A 15,729-nucleotide genomic window follows, 5' to 3' on the forward strand; every position below is an offset into this window, starting at 1 on the left:
GGTCGCAACCCTGCGTCGCGGGTGTCGCGGACCCCGCGACGCCGCCCACCCGTCGCGGCTGGTGCTGCCGTTCACCGCCCGGAAGGCGCCCGAAATGTAGCGTGCAGGCGCAATCCCACGTGCAGCTCGGTGCGCAGCAGCCCGTCGGCGAGGTCCGTTTCCAGCGCGGCGCGAACCCGTCCGAGCCGGTAGTACAGCGTCGAACGGTGGACATTCAGCTCACGGGCAGTGCGCTGGGCGTCGCCACCGCGATCCAGGTAGGCAAGCAGCGTCGAGAGGATCTCCGGAGAGAGCCGCGCCGCCAACAGCCTGCGCACGGAGGCCGGCAGGTCCTCGTCCGTCATGCGCTCGAGCGGCAGCAGCGCCAGCACGCCGTCCAGCCCGGCGTCGTCCCAGGAGATGGCGAGCCCGTGGCCGACGGGCGCCATCCAGTTAGCCCGCAGGGCGCGCCGGGCCAGCGCGAACGAGCGGTGCACGTCCTCCAGTTGCTCCACCACCGGACCGATCCCGCCCCGGACTGCGCCCAGTTTCGGGTCGGCCAGGATCCGCGCCAGACGCGCGGCGACCACGGGGCGGGGAAAGAGCAGGACGCCGGTTCCGTCGTCGAGCATGGAACCCACCACGGAGGCCGTGGACGACTGTGCCACGAAGTCGAGGGTCGTCTGCACCGCCAGCGCCGCCCGTCCCGAAGTGTGCCCGGGCCGGGGATCCCCGCCGATCGCCACGGCGGCGTACTGCGACGCCGCGCCGACGTGGCGTTCGGACACCAGGGCCTCCGCGGCCGCGCGCCGATCGGCGGGATCGGACCCGGTGGCGCGGATCAACAGGTCGCGCGCGCGCGAGCGGTCGTGCTCCGCGTAGAGCAGACGCAACGAAAGCAGAACGCCGAGGCCCGCCGCGCCGTCGAGCAGGATCCGCAGCTGCGCCTCGGTGGTCGGCGCGTCGTCGACGACGGTCAACAGGTATCCGACCAGCCTCCGATGGTCGGTCAGGGGAACGAGCAGGCAGCGCCCCACTCGCGGCCAGGACGCGTGGAGATGGCCCCTGACAGGGGGCGCCGGAGCATCCCATCCGCCCGAATGCGCGAGCAGCAGTGAGAGTCTGCGCCGGTCGGCTTCCGCCTCGTGGATCGAATAGCCGACCACGGCCATTTTCCAGTTCAGCACGGTCAGCCGACGGCCGGACGCCTCCGCGAGATCCTGGAGCGCGTCGTCCAGACCGGGGGCCGTGGACATGGGTTCCTCCTACCGGTATGGACAGTCTGTCCAAGGTGATACGCCAATCTTCACACGTTTGTCCAGTGATCCATGCCATGTCGACTCCATAGGCTGAAGGACAATCGAAACCCAAGGAGCCTTCCCCATGTCGCAGCGCATTGCCATCATCGGCGCCGGAATCGGCGGCCTCACCCTCGCGATCGACCTGCAGCGCAAGGGCATGGACGTCCGGATTTACGAGCAGACCGCGGTCCTGAAGGAGGTGGGGGCCGCCGTCGCGCTGTCCGCCAACGCCACGCGCTTCTACGAGGGGCGTTTCGGGCTGGCCGGGGAGTTGGGGGAGAAGTGGGCCGAGGTGGACGGACTGGTTTTCCGGGACGGCCGCACAGGCGGGGAGATCGCCCGGCTGTCCTCGCGCGAGGACTACCGCCGGCGCCACGGGGCCCCGTACTCGGGCATCCACCGTGCGGATCTGCAGGCCATTCTCTTCGGCGCGCTCGATCCGGACAGTCTTCACCTGAGCAAGCGCGTTGTCGACATCGACGACTCAGGCTCCGCCACCCGGCTGAGCTTCGCGGACGGCGACGTCGCCGAAGCGGATCTGGTCATCGGCGCGGACGGCGCTCGGTCCCTCACCCGCCGCCTTCTTTTGGGGTACGACGACGCACGCTACGCCGGATGCACCGCCGCCCGCGGCATCGTGGCGCCAGGGCTGGTGCCGTCGTTGCCGGATCCCGACGCCATCCAGTTCTGGATGGGCCCCGGTGGCCACCTGCTGCACTATCCGATCGGCAACGGGGACCAGAATTTCTTCCTCGTCAAGCGGGAAGCCATGCCGTGGGCGGAGAAGGGGTGGGTGGTCCCGGTCGAGGACGGGTCGCACATCGAACCCTTCGCGCGCTGGGCGCCGGCCGTCGTCGAAATGATCTCCGCCGTACCCGTCCGTGAACGGTGGGCACTGTTCTACCGCCCGCCGCTTACGCACTGGTCGAAGGGCCGCGTCACCCTGCTGGGGGATGCCGCGCACGCCACCGTGCCGCACCACGGGCAGGGCGCGAACCAGTCGATCGAGGATGCGATCGTGCTCTCGGACCTGCTCTCCGGGGCCACGGGCTGGGACGCCGCCCGCAGCGAGTACGAGAGACGACGCCGGTTCCGGACACGCAAGGTCGTGGACGCCTCGGTGGCTGTGGGGGAAATGCTGCACCTGCCCGACGGGCACCGCGCCGCGGAGCGGAACGCGCGGCTGGCCGCCCCGGACGCCTTCGACCGGCACCTGTCGTGGATCCACGGCTTCAGGGCCGACGAGGAGATCCCCGAGGCGTCCGCAGTTGGGGGCTGACCGGCCGCGAGAACCCGGTGCGTGGAATCAACGCCCACGAAGGGGATCCCGATACCCTTCAGCCACGCATATGGGCACAGCCACCGCGGACGTATCAACGCCGTCGAGGAAATCCTCCCTAACGTCACCGACTGACCGCGATCGGCATCAAGCCTTCATCGGTTCGGCGCCGCGGTGGTCTTGCGGACCACCAGATGCGGCGTCCTGACGATGCGGGCGGGGGATGTGGATCCTTCGATGCGACCCACGGCGCGTTCGACGGCGGCGGCGGCAAGCAGCGGGGCATCCTGGCTGACGGATGACAGCTGCACATAGCTCAGCCGAGCGAACTGGCTGTCGTCGTAACCGAGGACGGACACGTCGCCGGGGACCTGCAGTCCGGAAGCCCGAAGGCTCTCCATGAGGCCAAGGGCCGACCTGTCGTTGAAGCAGATCACGGCCGAGGGGATGTCCGTCCCGAGGGCTTGGCCGGCGCCCGCGCCGTCTTCCTCGTGGGGACCGCCGGGGATAACGACCGGCTCCAGCCCGTGGCGCAGCATCTCGGCGCGGAAGGCCGCCCGGCGCTCGTTCGCCGAGACGGCCGTTCCGCCGTCCACATGAACGATGCGGCGGTGCCCCAGGCCGACGAGGTGCTCGACCGCCATCCGGATCCCGGCGTCGTTGTCGCTGCTGACGGAATCCACGGTCCCGTCGACGTCGTCTCGGAGGAGGGTGACGATCGGCACCTGGCGTGCGTATCCGAACAGTTCCTGGTTGCCGAGGGTCGGCGAAATGAGGATCAGCGCCTCGGACCCGAAATCCAGCAGTGATTCGATGGCACGCGTCTCCGGCCGGCCGTTGGCCACCGCGCTCAGGGCTATTTCGTATCCCCTGTCCGCGGCTTCGGCGTAGGCGGCGTCCACGATTTCCGCGTGGAAGGGTTGGGAGCTGGAGAAACTCAGCCCGAGCAGCTTGGTCCTGCTGCTGCGCAGCAGCCTGGCGCGTGAGTCCGGTCGGTAGCCGAGCTCGCGGGCGGCGTCCAGGACTTTTTGCCGGGTGGCTTCCGCGGCACCCGGGGCGCCACGCATCACGATCGAGACGAGGGCCCGTGAGACCCCGGCCGACTCGGCCACATCCACGAGGGTCGGACGGCGTTGCTGTTCTGTCATGTCACTCCTTGTGACGATCAGTCTATAGAACGATCTAGACACCGACGCGCGTTACATGCAAACATGGATCCACTAGAACGATCTAGACGCTGATTCAGGAGTCGACATGAGTTATCTGCAACACCCGGTAAGCGAAGACCGGCCGGTCCGCATCGCCCTGATCGGCGCGGGTTTGATTGGAAGTTTCCACGCGGAGTCCGTGGCCCGGCGGATTCCCGGCGCACGACTCGAGGCCATCGCGGACCCGGCACTGCCTGCCGTGGAGGCCCTGGCGAGCCGGCTGAGCGTCGCGCGGATCAGCACCGACGCCGCCGACGTGATCAACGACCCGGACATCGACGCGGTCCTCATTGCGGCACCGGCACGGTTCCACTCCGGGTTGATCGCCGCCGCGGCGCAGACCGGAAAGGACGTGTTCTGCGAGAAGCCGGGTGGCCGCACCGTGGAGGAACTCGACGGCGCCCTCGCCGCGGCCGACGCCGCCGGGGTGGTCGTCCAGTTCGGGTTCAACCGGCGCTACGCGGCCGATTTCGCCGCGATGCGCAAGCTGGTCGACGACGGCGGCGTCGGAACGCCGCAGCTGTTGCGGTCGCTGACCCGCGATCCGGGCAGCGAAGCCGGCATCGCCAACCCGGAACGGATTCCGCCGGGCACGATCTTCCTGGAAACCCTCATCCACGATTTCGACACCCTGAACTGGCTGAACCCCGGCGCCGTTCCCGTTCGCGTCCACGCGGTCGCCGATGCGCTGGTTGCCCCGGAAGCAAAGACCGGCGGACTTCTGGACACGGCGGTCGTCACCATCACCTACAGCAACGGCGCCATCGCCGTGGCGGAGGCGAACTTCAACGCCCTGTACGGCTACGACGTGCGCGGCGAGGTGTTCGGATCCTCCGGCATGGCGACCGCGGGCGGACCGCAGGCCTCCAGTGCGACCAGCTACACCGCGGCCGGCGTCGGCGCCGAGACCGTGCGCCGGAACGTGGATCTCTTCCATGACGCGTACACGTTGGAACTGGCCGACTTCGTCGACCACGTGAAAGCCCGCCGCGACGGCCTCCAAGGGTCCGGGCGCCCGGTGCCCGGTGGCACGGATGCCAGGAACGCCCTGGCCGTGGCCTTAGCGGCGATCCGATCGGCCGAGACCGGGGTTCCGGTGGATGTCGCGTCCATCGCCGAGGTGCGGGCTGCCGAGCCCGCTCTCCACCCGGCGGGCGGACGCGCATGAGCTTCCGCTTGGCCGTATGCGCTGAAATGGTCTACGGCAATCTGCCGCTGATCGACCGGGTCCACCGAATCCACGGGCAGGGCTTCGAGGTGGAGCTTTGGGACACCCGGGAACGGGATATCTCGGCCCTCGCGGCCACGGGCGCCCGCTTCTCCTCGATGAGCGGCTACTTCGGCGGCAGCGTCATCGACCCCGACGGCGCCGCGGAGGTCCTGGCCTCGGCGGAGAAGCTGATACCCGCAGCGTTGGAGCTCGGCGTGGAGCGGATGGTGGTCCATCCCGCCGAGCTCGGCGAGGGCGGACTGGCCGTCCGCCCGGTCCATCGGTCCACGGGCCAGATGTGGCTCACGGGCCTGCGCACGCTGGAGCGCCTTGGTGCCCTGGGCGAGAAGCATGGGCTGACCTTTGCCCTGGAGAACCTCAACACCATCGTCGACCACCCGGGCATTCCGCTGGCCCGGGCCAAGGACACCTTGGCGCTGGTCTCCGCCACGGAACACCCACATGTGAAGATGATGCTGGACCTGTACCACGCCCAGATCGGGGAAGGGAACCTGATCGAACTCGTCGGAAACGCGCTGCCCTGGATCGGAGAGATCCAGGTCGCCGATGTCCCGGGTCGGTTCGAGCCCGGCACCGGTGAGATCAACTACCGCGCCGTGGCGGCGGCGTTGGCCGACGCCGGGTACGCCGGCGTCGTGGGTCTCGAGGCCGGGGCCTCGGGCGGGCCCGGCCTCGAAGCGGGGGACGCGGCGCTCGGCGCCTTCCGCGCGGCCTTCGCGGACTGAGGTCTTGCAAACCAGCTGTGGCCGGCGGTCGCCGCCGCCGCGGCGAACCGCCTGCGGTAGCCGTCGAGCGTGGTGAAGAAGGGGGACGGCTCGCGAAACTGGCGTCCAAGGAACAAGCGGTGGGGCCCCGGCGTCGTTCTTCACGAGTTCCGCCCGCGCTTGTTCGAGGGCACCGACGGCTGTAGCGCACCCGCGACGTCCGCACCCATGGGTCCCAGGAGCGAGAAGGGATTCCGGGGACTGGCCGCGAACGTGTGGGCCAGTGCCTCCCGCCCGACCGATCCTGCACGAGGGATCCGCAGGCCGTCCCATCCATGTGGACGCGGAACTCGCGTCCGTTCACCGTGGTGTCCGGGGGACCAGCTCGACGCCGGTGTCGAGGGCGAAGAGACGGTCCATGACGCGGGATAGGTCGACCGTTGGCTTGCCATGCTCGAAATCGAGAAGCCATCGTCGCGACACGCCAGCCTTCGCCGCGAGTTCCTCCTGGCAGCGTCAGGTCGCCTCCATAGTGCACGTACATGCACTACAGCGAATGTGCACGAGCTTGCACCATCTCGTAAGTGCAGGATCGTGCACACGCACATGCGCATCCCCTATGCGACGCGGCCGTGCCGCTATTCCGATTCGACCGAACTTTCCTCGTGCGGAATGCCCACGGGCTTGGACTCGGGGGACCCGCGCTGGCGCAGGTAGATTGACAGGACCGCCATGCTGCCGACCGCCAACAGCTCCGACCGCCAGTTCTGCAGGGTCCGGTTCCAGAAATCGGCCGAGGAGACGAAGCCGCCCCACGTGAGAAGCTCCAGTCCGTGCTGGGCCTGCTCGTCGTTGTGGGCCACGACGCCGGCCAGGGACTGGGCCCACCAGGACAGTAGGAACACGGTCCCCATGACGAGCAACAGGGAGTTGGACAGCAGTCAGTGCCGGAAACCCGCTGCCTTGGCCCATGTGGGGGAGTCGGGGCGGGTGGGCGATCAACCCCACGGCCGATTGCGCCGTCAACGTCACGAGGAACAGTCCGCCGAAGAAGAGGCTGAGCCCATGGTCGCGCAGTTTCCGCATTCGGTTCACCGCCCCACGAGGCCGACGGCGACCATGTAGGCGAGCCTGGAGGCGATCGTGGCAATCCAGAACCCGAAATCAAGCTTCATGTCCCCAAAGTAGGCTCCCACTAGGGATGTATCAATGGGGAACTGGAAAGGGGCAGGTAACCGGTTCGCCGGTGGTACGCTCGCTCGTGCCCACCACAACCGCCTTTAGCCGGGGGAGCCGTACGTGCCACCTCGTCGCCGCCGAGCAACGCGCGTGATGATGGACGGGACCATGGAGGCGCCATGTTGACCCGGGTCCGGATGCGCCGGCGCGCCAGGAGTGCCCGAAAGGCCCTGGGAGCCGCGGTCCGGCGCGCCCTGCCCGAGGCGTCCCCGATAAGGCGCGTGCTGGCCCGGACGCGGCGCGGCCTGCGCCCGTCCACCCCGGCGCAGGCGATCGTCGTCGGATTCCTCGGGGTGATATCGGTGGGCACGGCCCTGCTGATGCTCCCCATGGCCAGGCAGGGCCCGGGCGGCGCGACATTCCTCGATGCCTTGTTCACCGCGACGTCGTCCGTCTGTGTGACCGGCCTGATCACCGTTGACACACCCACGTACTGGACGGGCTTCGGCCAAGTCGTCATTCTGGTGCTGATCCAGCTGGGCGGGTTCGGGGTCATGTCCTTCGGCGCGTTGTTGGGCGTCGTTTTGGCTGGGAGACTCGGCTTGCGTTCACGCATTCTGGCCGCGAAGGAAAGCAAGAACGCCGAATTGGGGGATGTGCGCGCCGTCCTGATCGGCATCATCAAGGTGAGCCTAGTGGTCGAAGTGGTCCTGGCGGGCGCACTGTCCGCACGGCTGATGCTGGGCTACGGGCATCCGCCGGCGCGCGCCGCATGGGAGGGCGTGTTCCACTCGATCTCAGCCTTCAACAACGCCGGCTTCGCGCTGTATTCGGACAGCCTCATGGGGTTTGTGGGCGACCCGTGGATCATTCTGCCGATCGCGGCCGCGGTCATCATCGGCGGCCTGGGCTTCCCGGTGTTGTTCGAACTCCGCCGGCGCTACCGGACACCGATCCACTGGAGCATGAACACCAAGCTGGTGCTCTTCGGCAGCGCGGTACTGCTGCTGGCTGGAACCGTGTTCATCACCGCCGTCGAATGGTCCAACCAGGCGACCCTCGGGGTGCTGCGTCCGGGTGAGCGCGTCCTGGCCGGGTTCTTCCAGTCGGTGGTGACGCGCACGGCCGGTTTCAACTCGGTGGACACCAGCCAGATGGAACCCGTTTCCTGGCTCGGCATGGACATCCTGATGTTCATCGGCGGCGGTCCGGCCGGGACCGCCGGTGGCCTGAAGATCACCACGTTCGCCGTCCTGTTCTTCATCCTCTACACCGAGCTGCGCGGCGGCGCCGCCGTGAACGTCTTCGGCAAACGGCTTTCCCGCGCGGTGCACCGCGAGGCGATCACGGTGGTGCTGCTGGCCATCGCACTCGTTGTCGGCGCCACGATGGCGCTGATGCTCATGTCCGACTTCGGCCAGGAGCGCATACTGTTCGAGGTGATCTCCGCCTTCGCCACCGTGGGCATGTCCACCGGCATCACCGCCGGATTGCCGCCGGCCGGGCAGGTGATCCTGATCGTGCTCATGTTCGTCGGGCGCCTCGGCCCGGTGACACTGGGTGCGGCGCTCGCGTTGCGTGCCGGATCCCGAACACCGCTGTACGAATACCCCAAGGAAAGGCCGCTCATTGGCTAGGTCACCGTTGTTTTCCCGCACGGCCTCCCGCCTGGCGGACGCCAGCTCCGTCGCCGTCATCGGTCTGGGCCGCTTTGGCGGCGCGCTCGCCTTGGAACTGGAGGCCCAGAAGACCGAGGTGCTGGGCATCGACGCCAACGAGGACACCGTCCAGTCCTACAACGGCAGGCTCAACCACGTGGTCCGCGCCGACTCCACGCGGGAGGAGGTCCTGCGGCAACTCGCGGTCCACGAGTTCGACGTCGTCGTGGTGGGGATTGGGACGGACATCGAGGCCAGCATCCTCACGAGTTCGCGGCTGCTGAAGTTCAACAAGCCCATCGTGTGGGCCAAGGCCATCAGCGAACCGCACGCCGAGATCCTGGAACAGCTGGGGGTCCACCACGTGGTCCGGCCCGAGCACGACATGGGGCGCCGCGTGGCCCATCTGGTCCGCGGCGGCATGCTCGACTACGTGGAGTTCGAGGGCGGATTCGTGCTGATCCGCACCCGGCCGCCGGCCCTGGCGCAGGACCGGCCGCTGGGCGTCCTCGGACTGCGCGACAAGCACGGCATCACCGTGGTCGCGGCCAAGCGGCCTGATGGTCGCTGGCAGCCCGCCAACGCGCAGACGGTTCTCTACGAGGAGGACGAGATCCTCGTGGAGGGCAACAAGCAACAGGCCGAGGACTTCAGCCGCCTGCTCTGACCCCTGCCCCCCGAGTCGCTAGTGCCCGCCGCCGAGCTTGCCGCCCATGCGCTCGCGCATCATGAGGCTGGCGGCGTTGAGGCCCTCGATCTCCACGGCCTTTCCGTACTTCGCGTACTTGTCGCTGATCGAATCCAGCGCCGCGATGGTGGAGGCGTCCCAGAGGTGCGAGTTGTGCATGTCGATCACCACGTGGTCCGGGTCCTCGGCGTACCGGAACTGGGTGTAGAGGTCGTTGGAGGAGGCGAAGAAGAGCTCTCCGTTGACCTCGTACTTCGCAATGGTCTCGCCGAAGTGCTCCTCGATCCGGCGTTCCACCGTCACGAAGTGCGCCACCCGCCGCGCGAAGAGGACCATGGCGGTGAGCACGCCGACGCCGACGCCGATGGCCAGGTTGTGCGTGGCAACGGTGAAGACCACGGTGGCCACCATGACGGTGGTCTCGCTCTTGGGCATCATGCGCAGCGTGGAGGGCCGGATACTGTGCCAGTCGAACGTCGCGACGGACACGAACACCATCACGGCGACCAGCGCGGCCATGGGGATCAGCGCGACGATGTCGCCGAGCGCCACCACCAGGATGAGCAGGAAGACGCCGGCGAGGAACGTCGAGATCCGCGTGCGTGCGCCGGAGGCCTTCACGTTGATCATGGTCTGGCCGATCATGGCGCAGCCACCCATGCCGCCGGTGAATCCCGTGACGATGTTGGCCACTCCCTGCCCCCAGGACTCCCGCGTCTTGCCGGAGCGGGTGTCGGTCACGTCGTCGACCAGCTTGGCCGTCATCAGGGACTCGAGAAGGCCGACGAAGGCCAGGGCCAGCGCGTACGGGAAGAGGATCTGGAAGGTCTCCAGCGTGAACGGGACGTCGGGGACGAACAGGCAGGGCAGGGAATCGGGGAGGTCGCCCTTGTCGCCGACCGTCGGAACGGTGAGCGCGGCGAACACCGTGACCAGCGTGAGCACCACGATGGCGACCAGCGGCGCGGGGACGGCGTTGGTGAGCTTGGGCAGGCCGAACACGATCAGGAGTCCGACGGCGGCCAGCGGGTACACCAGCCACGGGACGCCGAGGAGTTCGGGGACCTGGGACATGAAGATCAGGATGGCGAGCGCGTTGACGAACCCGACCATGACCTGGCGGGGGATGAAGCGCATCAGCTTGGCCACGCCCAGGAGAGCAAGGGCGATCTGGAACACGCCGCCGAGGATCACCGCGGCGATGAAGTAGTCCACCCCGTGGCTGGCCACCAAGGGCGCGATGACCAGCGCGATCGCGCCGGTCGCGGCGGAGATCATGGCCGGCCGGCCGCCGACGAACGCGATTGTGACGGCCATGGTGAAGGACGCGAACAGGCCCAGCCGGGGATCGACGCCGGCGATGATCGAGAAGGCGATCGCCTCCGGGATCAGGGCGAGCGCGACGACGAGCCCGGCCAGCACCTCGGTCTTGAGCAGGCGCGGGGACTTCAGGGTGCGCAGGACCGACTGACGTTCTTCGGGCGTCAGGGTGGGATTCGCTGTTGCGGTGGCCAAGGGGGTCCGTTCGGGTCGGGGAGGAGCGCGGCGGCACGACAGCCACCAACTCTACCCGAACGTTAGGGTTGGTGAGGCTGAATGTGGGGCAGGCCTCAGGCGCGGCCGTGGCGTTCGAGGTCCGCGATGAGTTCGTCGGCCTGCGCGAGGTACCGCGCCAGCTTCCCGCGTTCGCGTCGGGCCCGCTCCAGGTAGTCCCGGGATTTCCCTGCCCGGACCGCGGTGCCGGCCTCGCCGTCGTCGTCCGTTGTGCCGCGCCCCGCCGCCCCGGGCTCCAGGATCGCCAGCAGCTCGGCGATCTCCTCAAGGCTGAACCCGAGCGGCTTCATGCGCTTGATGTGCAGGAGCCGGTCGACGTCGGCCTCGGCGTAGACGCGGAAGCCGCCCTCGGTGCGGGCGGTCGCGGGGAGGAGGCCGACGTCGTCGTAGTGCCGGATGGTACGCAGCGACAGGCCGGTGCGCTCCGCGAGTTCGCCGATGTGCATGGTGCGCCCCGGGGCTTCCTGCGGCATGGGTCCTCCGTGGGTCGGTCGCTGGCGTCGATTGGCTAGCCAGCAACACTACCAGCGGGCATGCGTCCGGGGGCGGCCGCTACGCGTTGTCTCGGACGCGCTCCCACAGCGCGGCGACGCGGGCCTCGACGTCCTCGAACACGCGGCGGGCGGAGTCCGGATCGGCGTGCTCGGGATCCGCGACGTCCCAGTCGAGATACTCCTTGCCGGGATAGATCGGGCACGTGTCCCCGCAGCCCATGGTGATGACGAAACCGGCCGCCCGCACGACATCGTCGGTCAGGGGTTTCGGGTAGGCCTCCCCGAAGTCCAGGCCGCGTTCGCGCATCAGGCCCGCGGCGACCGGGTGGATCTCCCCGGCGGGCAGCGACCCGGCCGACCGAACCTCCACCGCGCCCCCGGACAGGTGGGCGAGGAGGGCCGCGGCGATCTGCGAACGGCCGGCGTTCTGCACGCAGACGAAGAGCACCTGGGGCCTGTCCTTCGCGATCTGGCCGCCGGACTGGGCCAAGGCGCGGAGCCTGTCCGCGGCGAAACGACCCGCGGTGGCCGCGAGGTAGGTGCGGATCTTCGCGGTGCGGCCGAGGGTCGCGTAGGGGTGCCGTGGTCCTACAGGGTGTTCGCTGCGAGGTCGGTGGAGCAGGCGCCCGTCTGCGGGAGGTCCAGCTGGAGTCGGTCGGCGCCCGCGCGGTCGCCGGCCAGGGCCGCGGCGAGCGAACGGACCTGCTCGTAGCCGGTGGCCATGAGGAACGTGGGCGCGCGGCCGTAGCTCTTCATGCCCGCGATGTAGAAGCAGGGCTCGGGGTGGGCGAGCAGGCGCTCGCCGTGCGCCGGGACGGTACCGCAGCTGTGGAACTCGGGGTCGATCAGCGGGCCGAGTCCGCGCGGGGCCTGCACGGCCTCGTCCAGGTCCAGTCGCAGCCCCGCCAGCGGCGCGAGGTCCGGGCGGAACCCGGTGCACGGCACGACGACGTCGACGGCCAGAGGGCGCCCGTCGGCGGCGGTCACGCGCAGGGGCTTCGCGCGCTCGGCGTTCCCCGTCGGTGTCCCTTCCACGGCGCCTTCCCGCACGACGTCGAGGCGCGCGGTCGCGAACGAATCGACGAGTTCGATGTCCCCGTTCTCCACGAAACGGCGCAGGCTGGCGCCGAGCTGGCCCCGGGCGGGGAGCTGGTCGGCCGTGCCGCCGCCATAGAGGCGGGCCGGGTCGGCGGGCCGGCGGATCGCCCACAGGATGCGCGTTTCGGGGTGTTTCTGGCGCGCGCGCCCCAACGACAACAAGGTGTTGGCGGCGGAATGCCCCGAGCCCAGGACCAGGACCGTGCGGCCGGCGAACCGCCCGGCATCGGCGCCCGACACGTCCGGGAGTGGACCCGTGACGAGACCGGCCGCCCGCGCCGCTGACTCGCCGACGGCGGGCAGCCCGGCGCCGCCCGCGGGGTTGGGGGTGTCCCAGGTGCCGGACGCGTCGATGACGGCGCGCGCCGGAAGCCCGCCGCCGCCGTCGTGCCGGACCAGGAACCCGGACTCCCCGCGCACGACCCCGGTGACGCGGTTCCCGTACCGGATCCGGCCGCGCAGTTCGGGCAGCGCCGCGAGCGGGGCGAGGTAGTCGTCGACGAGCTCGGTGCCGGAGGGCAGGCGGGTTTCGCGCGGGGCGTCCCAGCCGCCGTCGTGCTCCAGGAGCCGGCGGGCGGCCGCGTCGATGTTGTAGCGCCAGGTGGAGAACAGCCGGATGTGGCCCCACGCGCGGATCGCGGCGCCGGGGCCGTCGCCGGCCTCCAGCACCAGCGGCTCCAACCCGCGCTCCAGCAGGTGCGCGGCCGCTGCGAGGCCCACGGGCCCCGCGCCGATGACGACGACGGGGAGGCTGGCGTCCGGCTCCATGGCTATGCCCGCGCGGGGGCGAGGGACTCGATGAGTTCCTCGATCCGGGACTTGATGTCGTCGCGGATGGGGCGGACGGCGTCGACGCCCTGGCCGGCCGGGTCCTCGAGCTTCCAGTCCTCGTAGCGCTTGCCCGGGTAGTACGGGCACTCGTCGCCGCAGCCCATGGTGATGACGACGTCGGACTCCCGCACGGCCGCGTCGGTGAGGACCTTCGGGACCTCTGCGGACATGTCGATGCCGAGTTCGTGCATGGCCTCGACGGCGGCCGGGTTGATGGTCTCGGCGGGGCGGGATCCGGCGGAGCGGACCTCGATGCTCTCGCCCGCGAGGGAGGTGAGGAACGCGGCGGCCATCTGGGACCTGCCCGCGTTGTGCACGCAGACGAACAGGACGGACGGCTTGGTGGGGTTCGGCATGGGTCAGGCCTTTCCGACGGAGGTGTTGCTGAAGAACTTGCGGGACCACAGGGCCACGTAGACGAGGCCGATCAGGACCGGGACCTCGATCAGCGGGCCGACGACGCCGGCCAGCGCCTGGCCGCTGGTCACGCCGAACGTGGCGATGGCGACGGCGATGGCGAGTTCGAAGTTGTTGCCGGCCGCCGTGAAGGACAGCGTGGTGGTGCGCTCGTAGCCCATGCCGAGCCCGCGGCCGATCAGCATGGACGCGCCGAAGACGACCACGAAGTACACGAGCAGGGGCAGGGCGATGCGAACGACGTCGAACGGGTTGCCGGTGATGGCGTCGCCCTGGAGGGCGAACAGGATCACGATCGTGAAGAGAAGGCCGTAGAGCGCCCACGGGCCGATCCTCGGCAGGAACGTGCCCTCGTACCACTCGCGGCCCTTGGCGCGTTCGCCGAGCGTGCGGGTGAGGAAGCCGGCGATCAGCGGGATGCCGAGGAACACGAGGACGGAGAGCGTGATGGCCCAGACGGAGAACTCCGCGCTGGTGGTTTCGAGGCCCAGCCAGGACGGCAGCAGGTGCAGGTAGAACCAGCCGAGGGCGCCGAACGCGAAGACCTGGAAGACGGAGTTGATGGCCACCAGGACGGCGGCGGCCTCTCGGTCGCCGCAGGCGAGGTCGTTCCAGATGAGCACCATGGCGATGCAGCGGGCCAGGCCCACGATGATCAGGCCGGTGCGGTATTCGGGCAGGTCCGGCAGGAACAGCCAGGCGAGCGCGAACATGAACGCGGGGGCGAGCAGCCAGTTGATGGCCAGGGAGGTGGCCATGAGCTTGCGGTCGGCGATGACGCGGTGGGTTTCGTCGTAGCGGACCTTCGCGAGGACCGGGTACATCATGACCAGCAGGCCCAGCGCGATCGGCAGCGAGACTCCCGCGACCTCGACCGAGTCCAACACTGCGCCGAGCCCGGGGAAGACCTTCCCGAGTCCGAGTCCCAGCGCCATGGCGGCCAGGATCCACACGGCGAGGTAGCGGTCCAGCGTGGAGAGCTTGGCCGAGACGGGTCCGATGTCCGCCGGGGCGGAGAGGACTGCGGGGTTGGACACGGGTATCGCTCCTGGGTGCTCGAGGGATCGACGTTTGTCGATGTCTCGAGTATGGTTTGATGCATCGATGGATGTCAATCTCTGCCCGGTCGGGTGGGGACGACCGCGAAGGGATGGGTTCGATGGCACAGACAGGCGCTTTGGCCGTGCACGAGGATGTTGCCGGGACCGTGGCCGGTTTGGGCGGTGCGGTCGTGGCCGGCGCCGCCGGTGCGACGGCCGGCGCGTGCTGCGTCCCCGCCGTCGGACAGCCCCCGCTCGGCTCCCTGGAGGCCGACTCCCTGGCCGCGCGCTTCAAGGCGCTCGCCGACCCGAATCGGCTGCGAATCCTCTCGATCGTCTCCTCCAGCGCCGGCGCGGAATCCTGCGTGTGCGACATCTCCGAGCCGCTGGACCTCGGCCAGTCCACGGTCTCGCACCACCTCAAGATCCTGGTCGACGCCGGCATCCTCACCCGCGAGAAGCGCGGCGTGTGGTCCTATTACTCCCTGGTTCCCGGAGCCCTCGACGGGATCGCCGCCGCACTGACCCGAAAGGTCTGATCGTGAACGATTCACACTCCGCCGACCGGCCCGCCGTCCTGTTCGTCTGCTCCAAGAACGGCGGCAAGTCCCAGATGGCCGCCGGGCTGATGCGACTGGAGGCGGGCGACGACATCGTGGTGTCCTCCGCGGGAACGAAACCCGGGAAGGCGATCAACGCGCTGTCCGCCGAGGTGCTGCTGGACCTCGGCGTCGACGTCCGCGCCGAGGTTCCCAAGGGAATCACCGAGGGGAACATGCGCCGGGCCGGACTCGTGGTGGTCCTGGGTTCGGAGGCAAAGGTGGATCCGATCGACGGCGTGGCCATCGAAACGTGGGAAACCGACGAACCGTCGCTGCGCGGGATCGAGGGGCGCGAACGGATGGAGCTGGTCCGCGACGATATCCACCGCCGCGTCCGGGAACTGAGGGACCGGCTCCTCGCCGACCGGGGCTAACCTCCCCGCCGCACCCCGCACCCCCGCACCCCGCATCGGTGTCGGGATAAGTGTCGGAATTCGCGACTCTTTCCTGCACATACCCCGACACG

16 protein-coding genes are annotated in these 15,729 nt (G+C 69.3%); 7 read left to right on the plus strand and 9 right to left on the minus strand.

Translation table 11 applies throughout. The features are described from left to right. Positions 1–71: 71 nt before the first annotated feature. Positions 72–1,235 carry a PucR family transcriptional regulator gene (locus ACHAAJ_RS11280; protein WP_435728241.1) on the minus strand — a complete coding sequence of 388 codons (1,164 nt, stop codon included), beginning with the start codon at positions 1,233–1,235 and terminating at the stop codon, positions 72–74. A 127-nt stretch (positions 1,236–1,362) separates the two neighbouring features. On the opposite strand from ACHAAJ_RS11280, the gene ACHAAJ_RS11285 reads away from it, so the two are divergent. Beyond that, positions 1,363–2,559 (plus strand): FAD-dependent monooxygenase, encoded by a 1,197-nt coding sequence (locus ACHAAJ_RS11285; RefSeq protein ID WP_435728242.1) that lies wholly within the window; start codon positions 1,363–1,365, stop codon positions 2,557–2,559. 155 nt (positions 2,560–2,714) lie between these two features. Here ACHAAJ_RS11285 and ACHAAJ_RS11290 read toward each other — a convergent pair whose 3' ends face one another. Continuing rightward, positions 2,715–3,707 carry a LacI family DNA-binding transcriptional regulator gene (locus ACHAAJ_RS11290; RefSeq protein ID WP_435728243.1) on the minus strand — a complete coding sequence of 331 codons (993 nt, stop codon included), beginning with the start codon at positions 3,705–3,707 and terminating at the stop codon, positions 2,715–2,717. Positions 3,708–3,813: 106 nt separating this feature from the next. Here ACHAAJ_RS11290 and ACHAAJ_RS11295 point away from each other — a divergent pair, with 106 nt between their 5' ends. Both ACHAAJ_RS11295 and ACHAAJ_RS11300 read left to right on the plus strand, forming a co-directional pair. Then, a complete protein-coding gene (locus ACHAAJ_RS11295; RefSeq protein ID WP_435728244.1) occupies positions 3,814–4,935 on the plus strand; it encodes a Gfo/Idh/MocA family oxidoreductase in 1,122 nt (373 codons plus the stop codon). Continuing rightward, the gene (locus tag ACHAAJ_RS11300) at positions 4,932–5,723 is read left to right on the plus strand and encodes a TIM barrel protein (protein WP_435728245.1); all 792 of its coding nucleotides are present in this window, start codon (positions 4,932–4,934) and stop codon (positions 5,721–5,723) included. Before ACHAAJ_RS11295 ends, ACHAAJ_RS11300 begins: the two co-directional genes overlap by 4 nt. Positions 5,724–6,340: 617 nt before the next feature. Here ACHAAJ_RS11300 and ACHAAJ_RS11305 read toward each other — a convergent pair. Continuing rightward, entirely contained in the window at positions 6,341–6,643 is a 303-nt protein-coding gene (locus ACHAAJ_RS11305) for a DUF6766 family protein (RefSeq protein WP_435728315.1), read from the minus strand. Positions 6,644–7,060: 417 nt separating this feature from the next. Here ACHAAJ_RS11305 and ACHAAJ_RS11310 point away from each other — a divergent pair, with 417 nt between their 5' ends. Together ACHAAJ_RS11310 and ACHAAJ_RS11315 are read left to right on the plus strand one after the other, a co-directional pair. Further along, complete coding sequence (locus ACHAAJ_RS11310; protein ID WP_435728246.1) at positions 7,061–8,518, plus strand: TrkH family potassium uptake protein; 1,458 nt, start codon at positions 7,061–7,063, stop codon at positions 8,516–8,518. Further along, positions 8,511–9,206, plus strand: coding sequence for a potassium channel family protein (locus tag ACHAAJ_RS11315; protein ID WP_435728247.1), 696 nt, complete (start codon positions 8,511–8,513; stop codon positions 9,204–9,206). The genes ACHAAJ_RS11310 and ACHAAJ_RS11315 overlap by 8 nt, the downstream gene beginning before the upstream one ends. An 18-nt stretch (positions 9,207–9,224) precedes the next feature. Here ACHAAJ_RS11315 and ACHAAJ_RS11320 read toward each other — a convergent pair whose 3' ends face one another. From ACHAAJ_RS11320 to arsB, 6 genes are all read right to left on the minus strand, one after another. Continuing rightward, entirely contained in the window at positions 9,225–10,742 is a 1,518-nt protein-coding gene (locus ACHAAJ_RS11320) for a SulP family inorganic anion transporter (protein WP_435728248.1), read from the minus strand. A gap of 95 nt (positions 10,743–10,837) precedes the next feature. Beyond that, on the minus strand, positions 10,838–11,254 hold the full coding sequence (locus tag ACHAAJ_RS11325) for a MerR family transcriptional regulator (protein ID WP_435728249.1): 417 nt from the start codon (positions 11,252–11,254) through the stop codon (positions 10,838–10,840). A gap of 79 nt (positions 11,255–11,333) precedes the next feature. After that, a complete protein-coding gene (locus ACHAAJ_RS11330; protein WP_435728316.1) occupies positions 11,334–11,897 on the minus strand; it encodes an arsenate-mycothiol transferase ArsC in 564 nt (187 codons plus the stop codon). Further along, positions 11,864–13,141, minus strand: a complete 1,278-nt coding sequence (locus ACHAAJ_RS11335) for an FAD-dependent oxidoreductase (protein ID WP_435728250.1) — start codon at positions 13,139–13,141, stop codon at positions 11,864–11,866. The genes ACHAAJ_RS11330 and ACHAAJ_RS11335 overlap by 34 nt, the downstream gene beginning before the upstream one ends. 2 nt (positions 13,142–13,143) lie before the next feature. Continuing rightward, positions 13,144–13,560, minus strand: coding sequence for an arsenate reductase ArsC (locus ACHAAJ_RS11340; RefSeq protein ID WP_435728251.1), 417 nt, complete (start codon positions 13,558–13,560; stop codon positions 13,144–13,146). Positions 13,561–13,563: 3 nt separating this feature from the next. Further along, positions 13,564–14,556, minus strand: coding sequence for an ACR3 family arsenite efflux transporter (arsB, locus tag ACHAAJ_RS11345; protein ID WP_435728317.1), 993 nt, complete (start codon positions 14,554–14,556; stop codon positions 13,564–13,566). Between the two features lie 224 nt (positions 14,557–14,780). On the opposite strand from arsB, the gene ACHAAJ_RS11350 reads away from it, so the two are divergent. Further along, the gene (locus ACHAAJ_RS11350) at positions 14,781–15,200 is read left to right on the plus strand and encodes an ArsR/SmtB family transcription factor (protein WP_435728252.1); all 420 of its coding nucleotides are present in this window, start codon (positions 14,781–14,783) and stop codon (positions 15,198–15,200) included. Beyond that, a complete protein-coding gene (locus tag ACHAAJ_RS11355) occupies positions 15,197–15,637 on the plus strand; it encodes an arsenate-mycothiol transferase ArsC (protein ID WP_435728318.1) in 441 nt (146 codons plus the stop codon). The genes ACHAAJ_RS11350 and ACHAAJ_RS11355 overlap by 4 nt, the downstream gene beginning before the upstream one ends. The last annotated feature ends 92 nt before the right edge of the window (positions 15,638–15,729 follow it).

This window comes from Arthrobacter arnarulunnguaqae, from assembly GCF_051262515.1.
Lineage (GTDB): Bacteria > Actinomycetota > Actinomycetes > Actinomycetales > Micrococcaceae > Arthrobacter_N.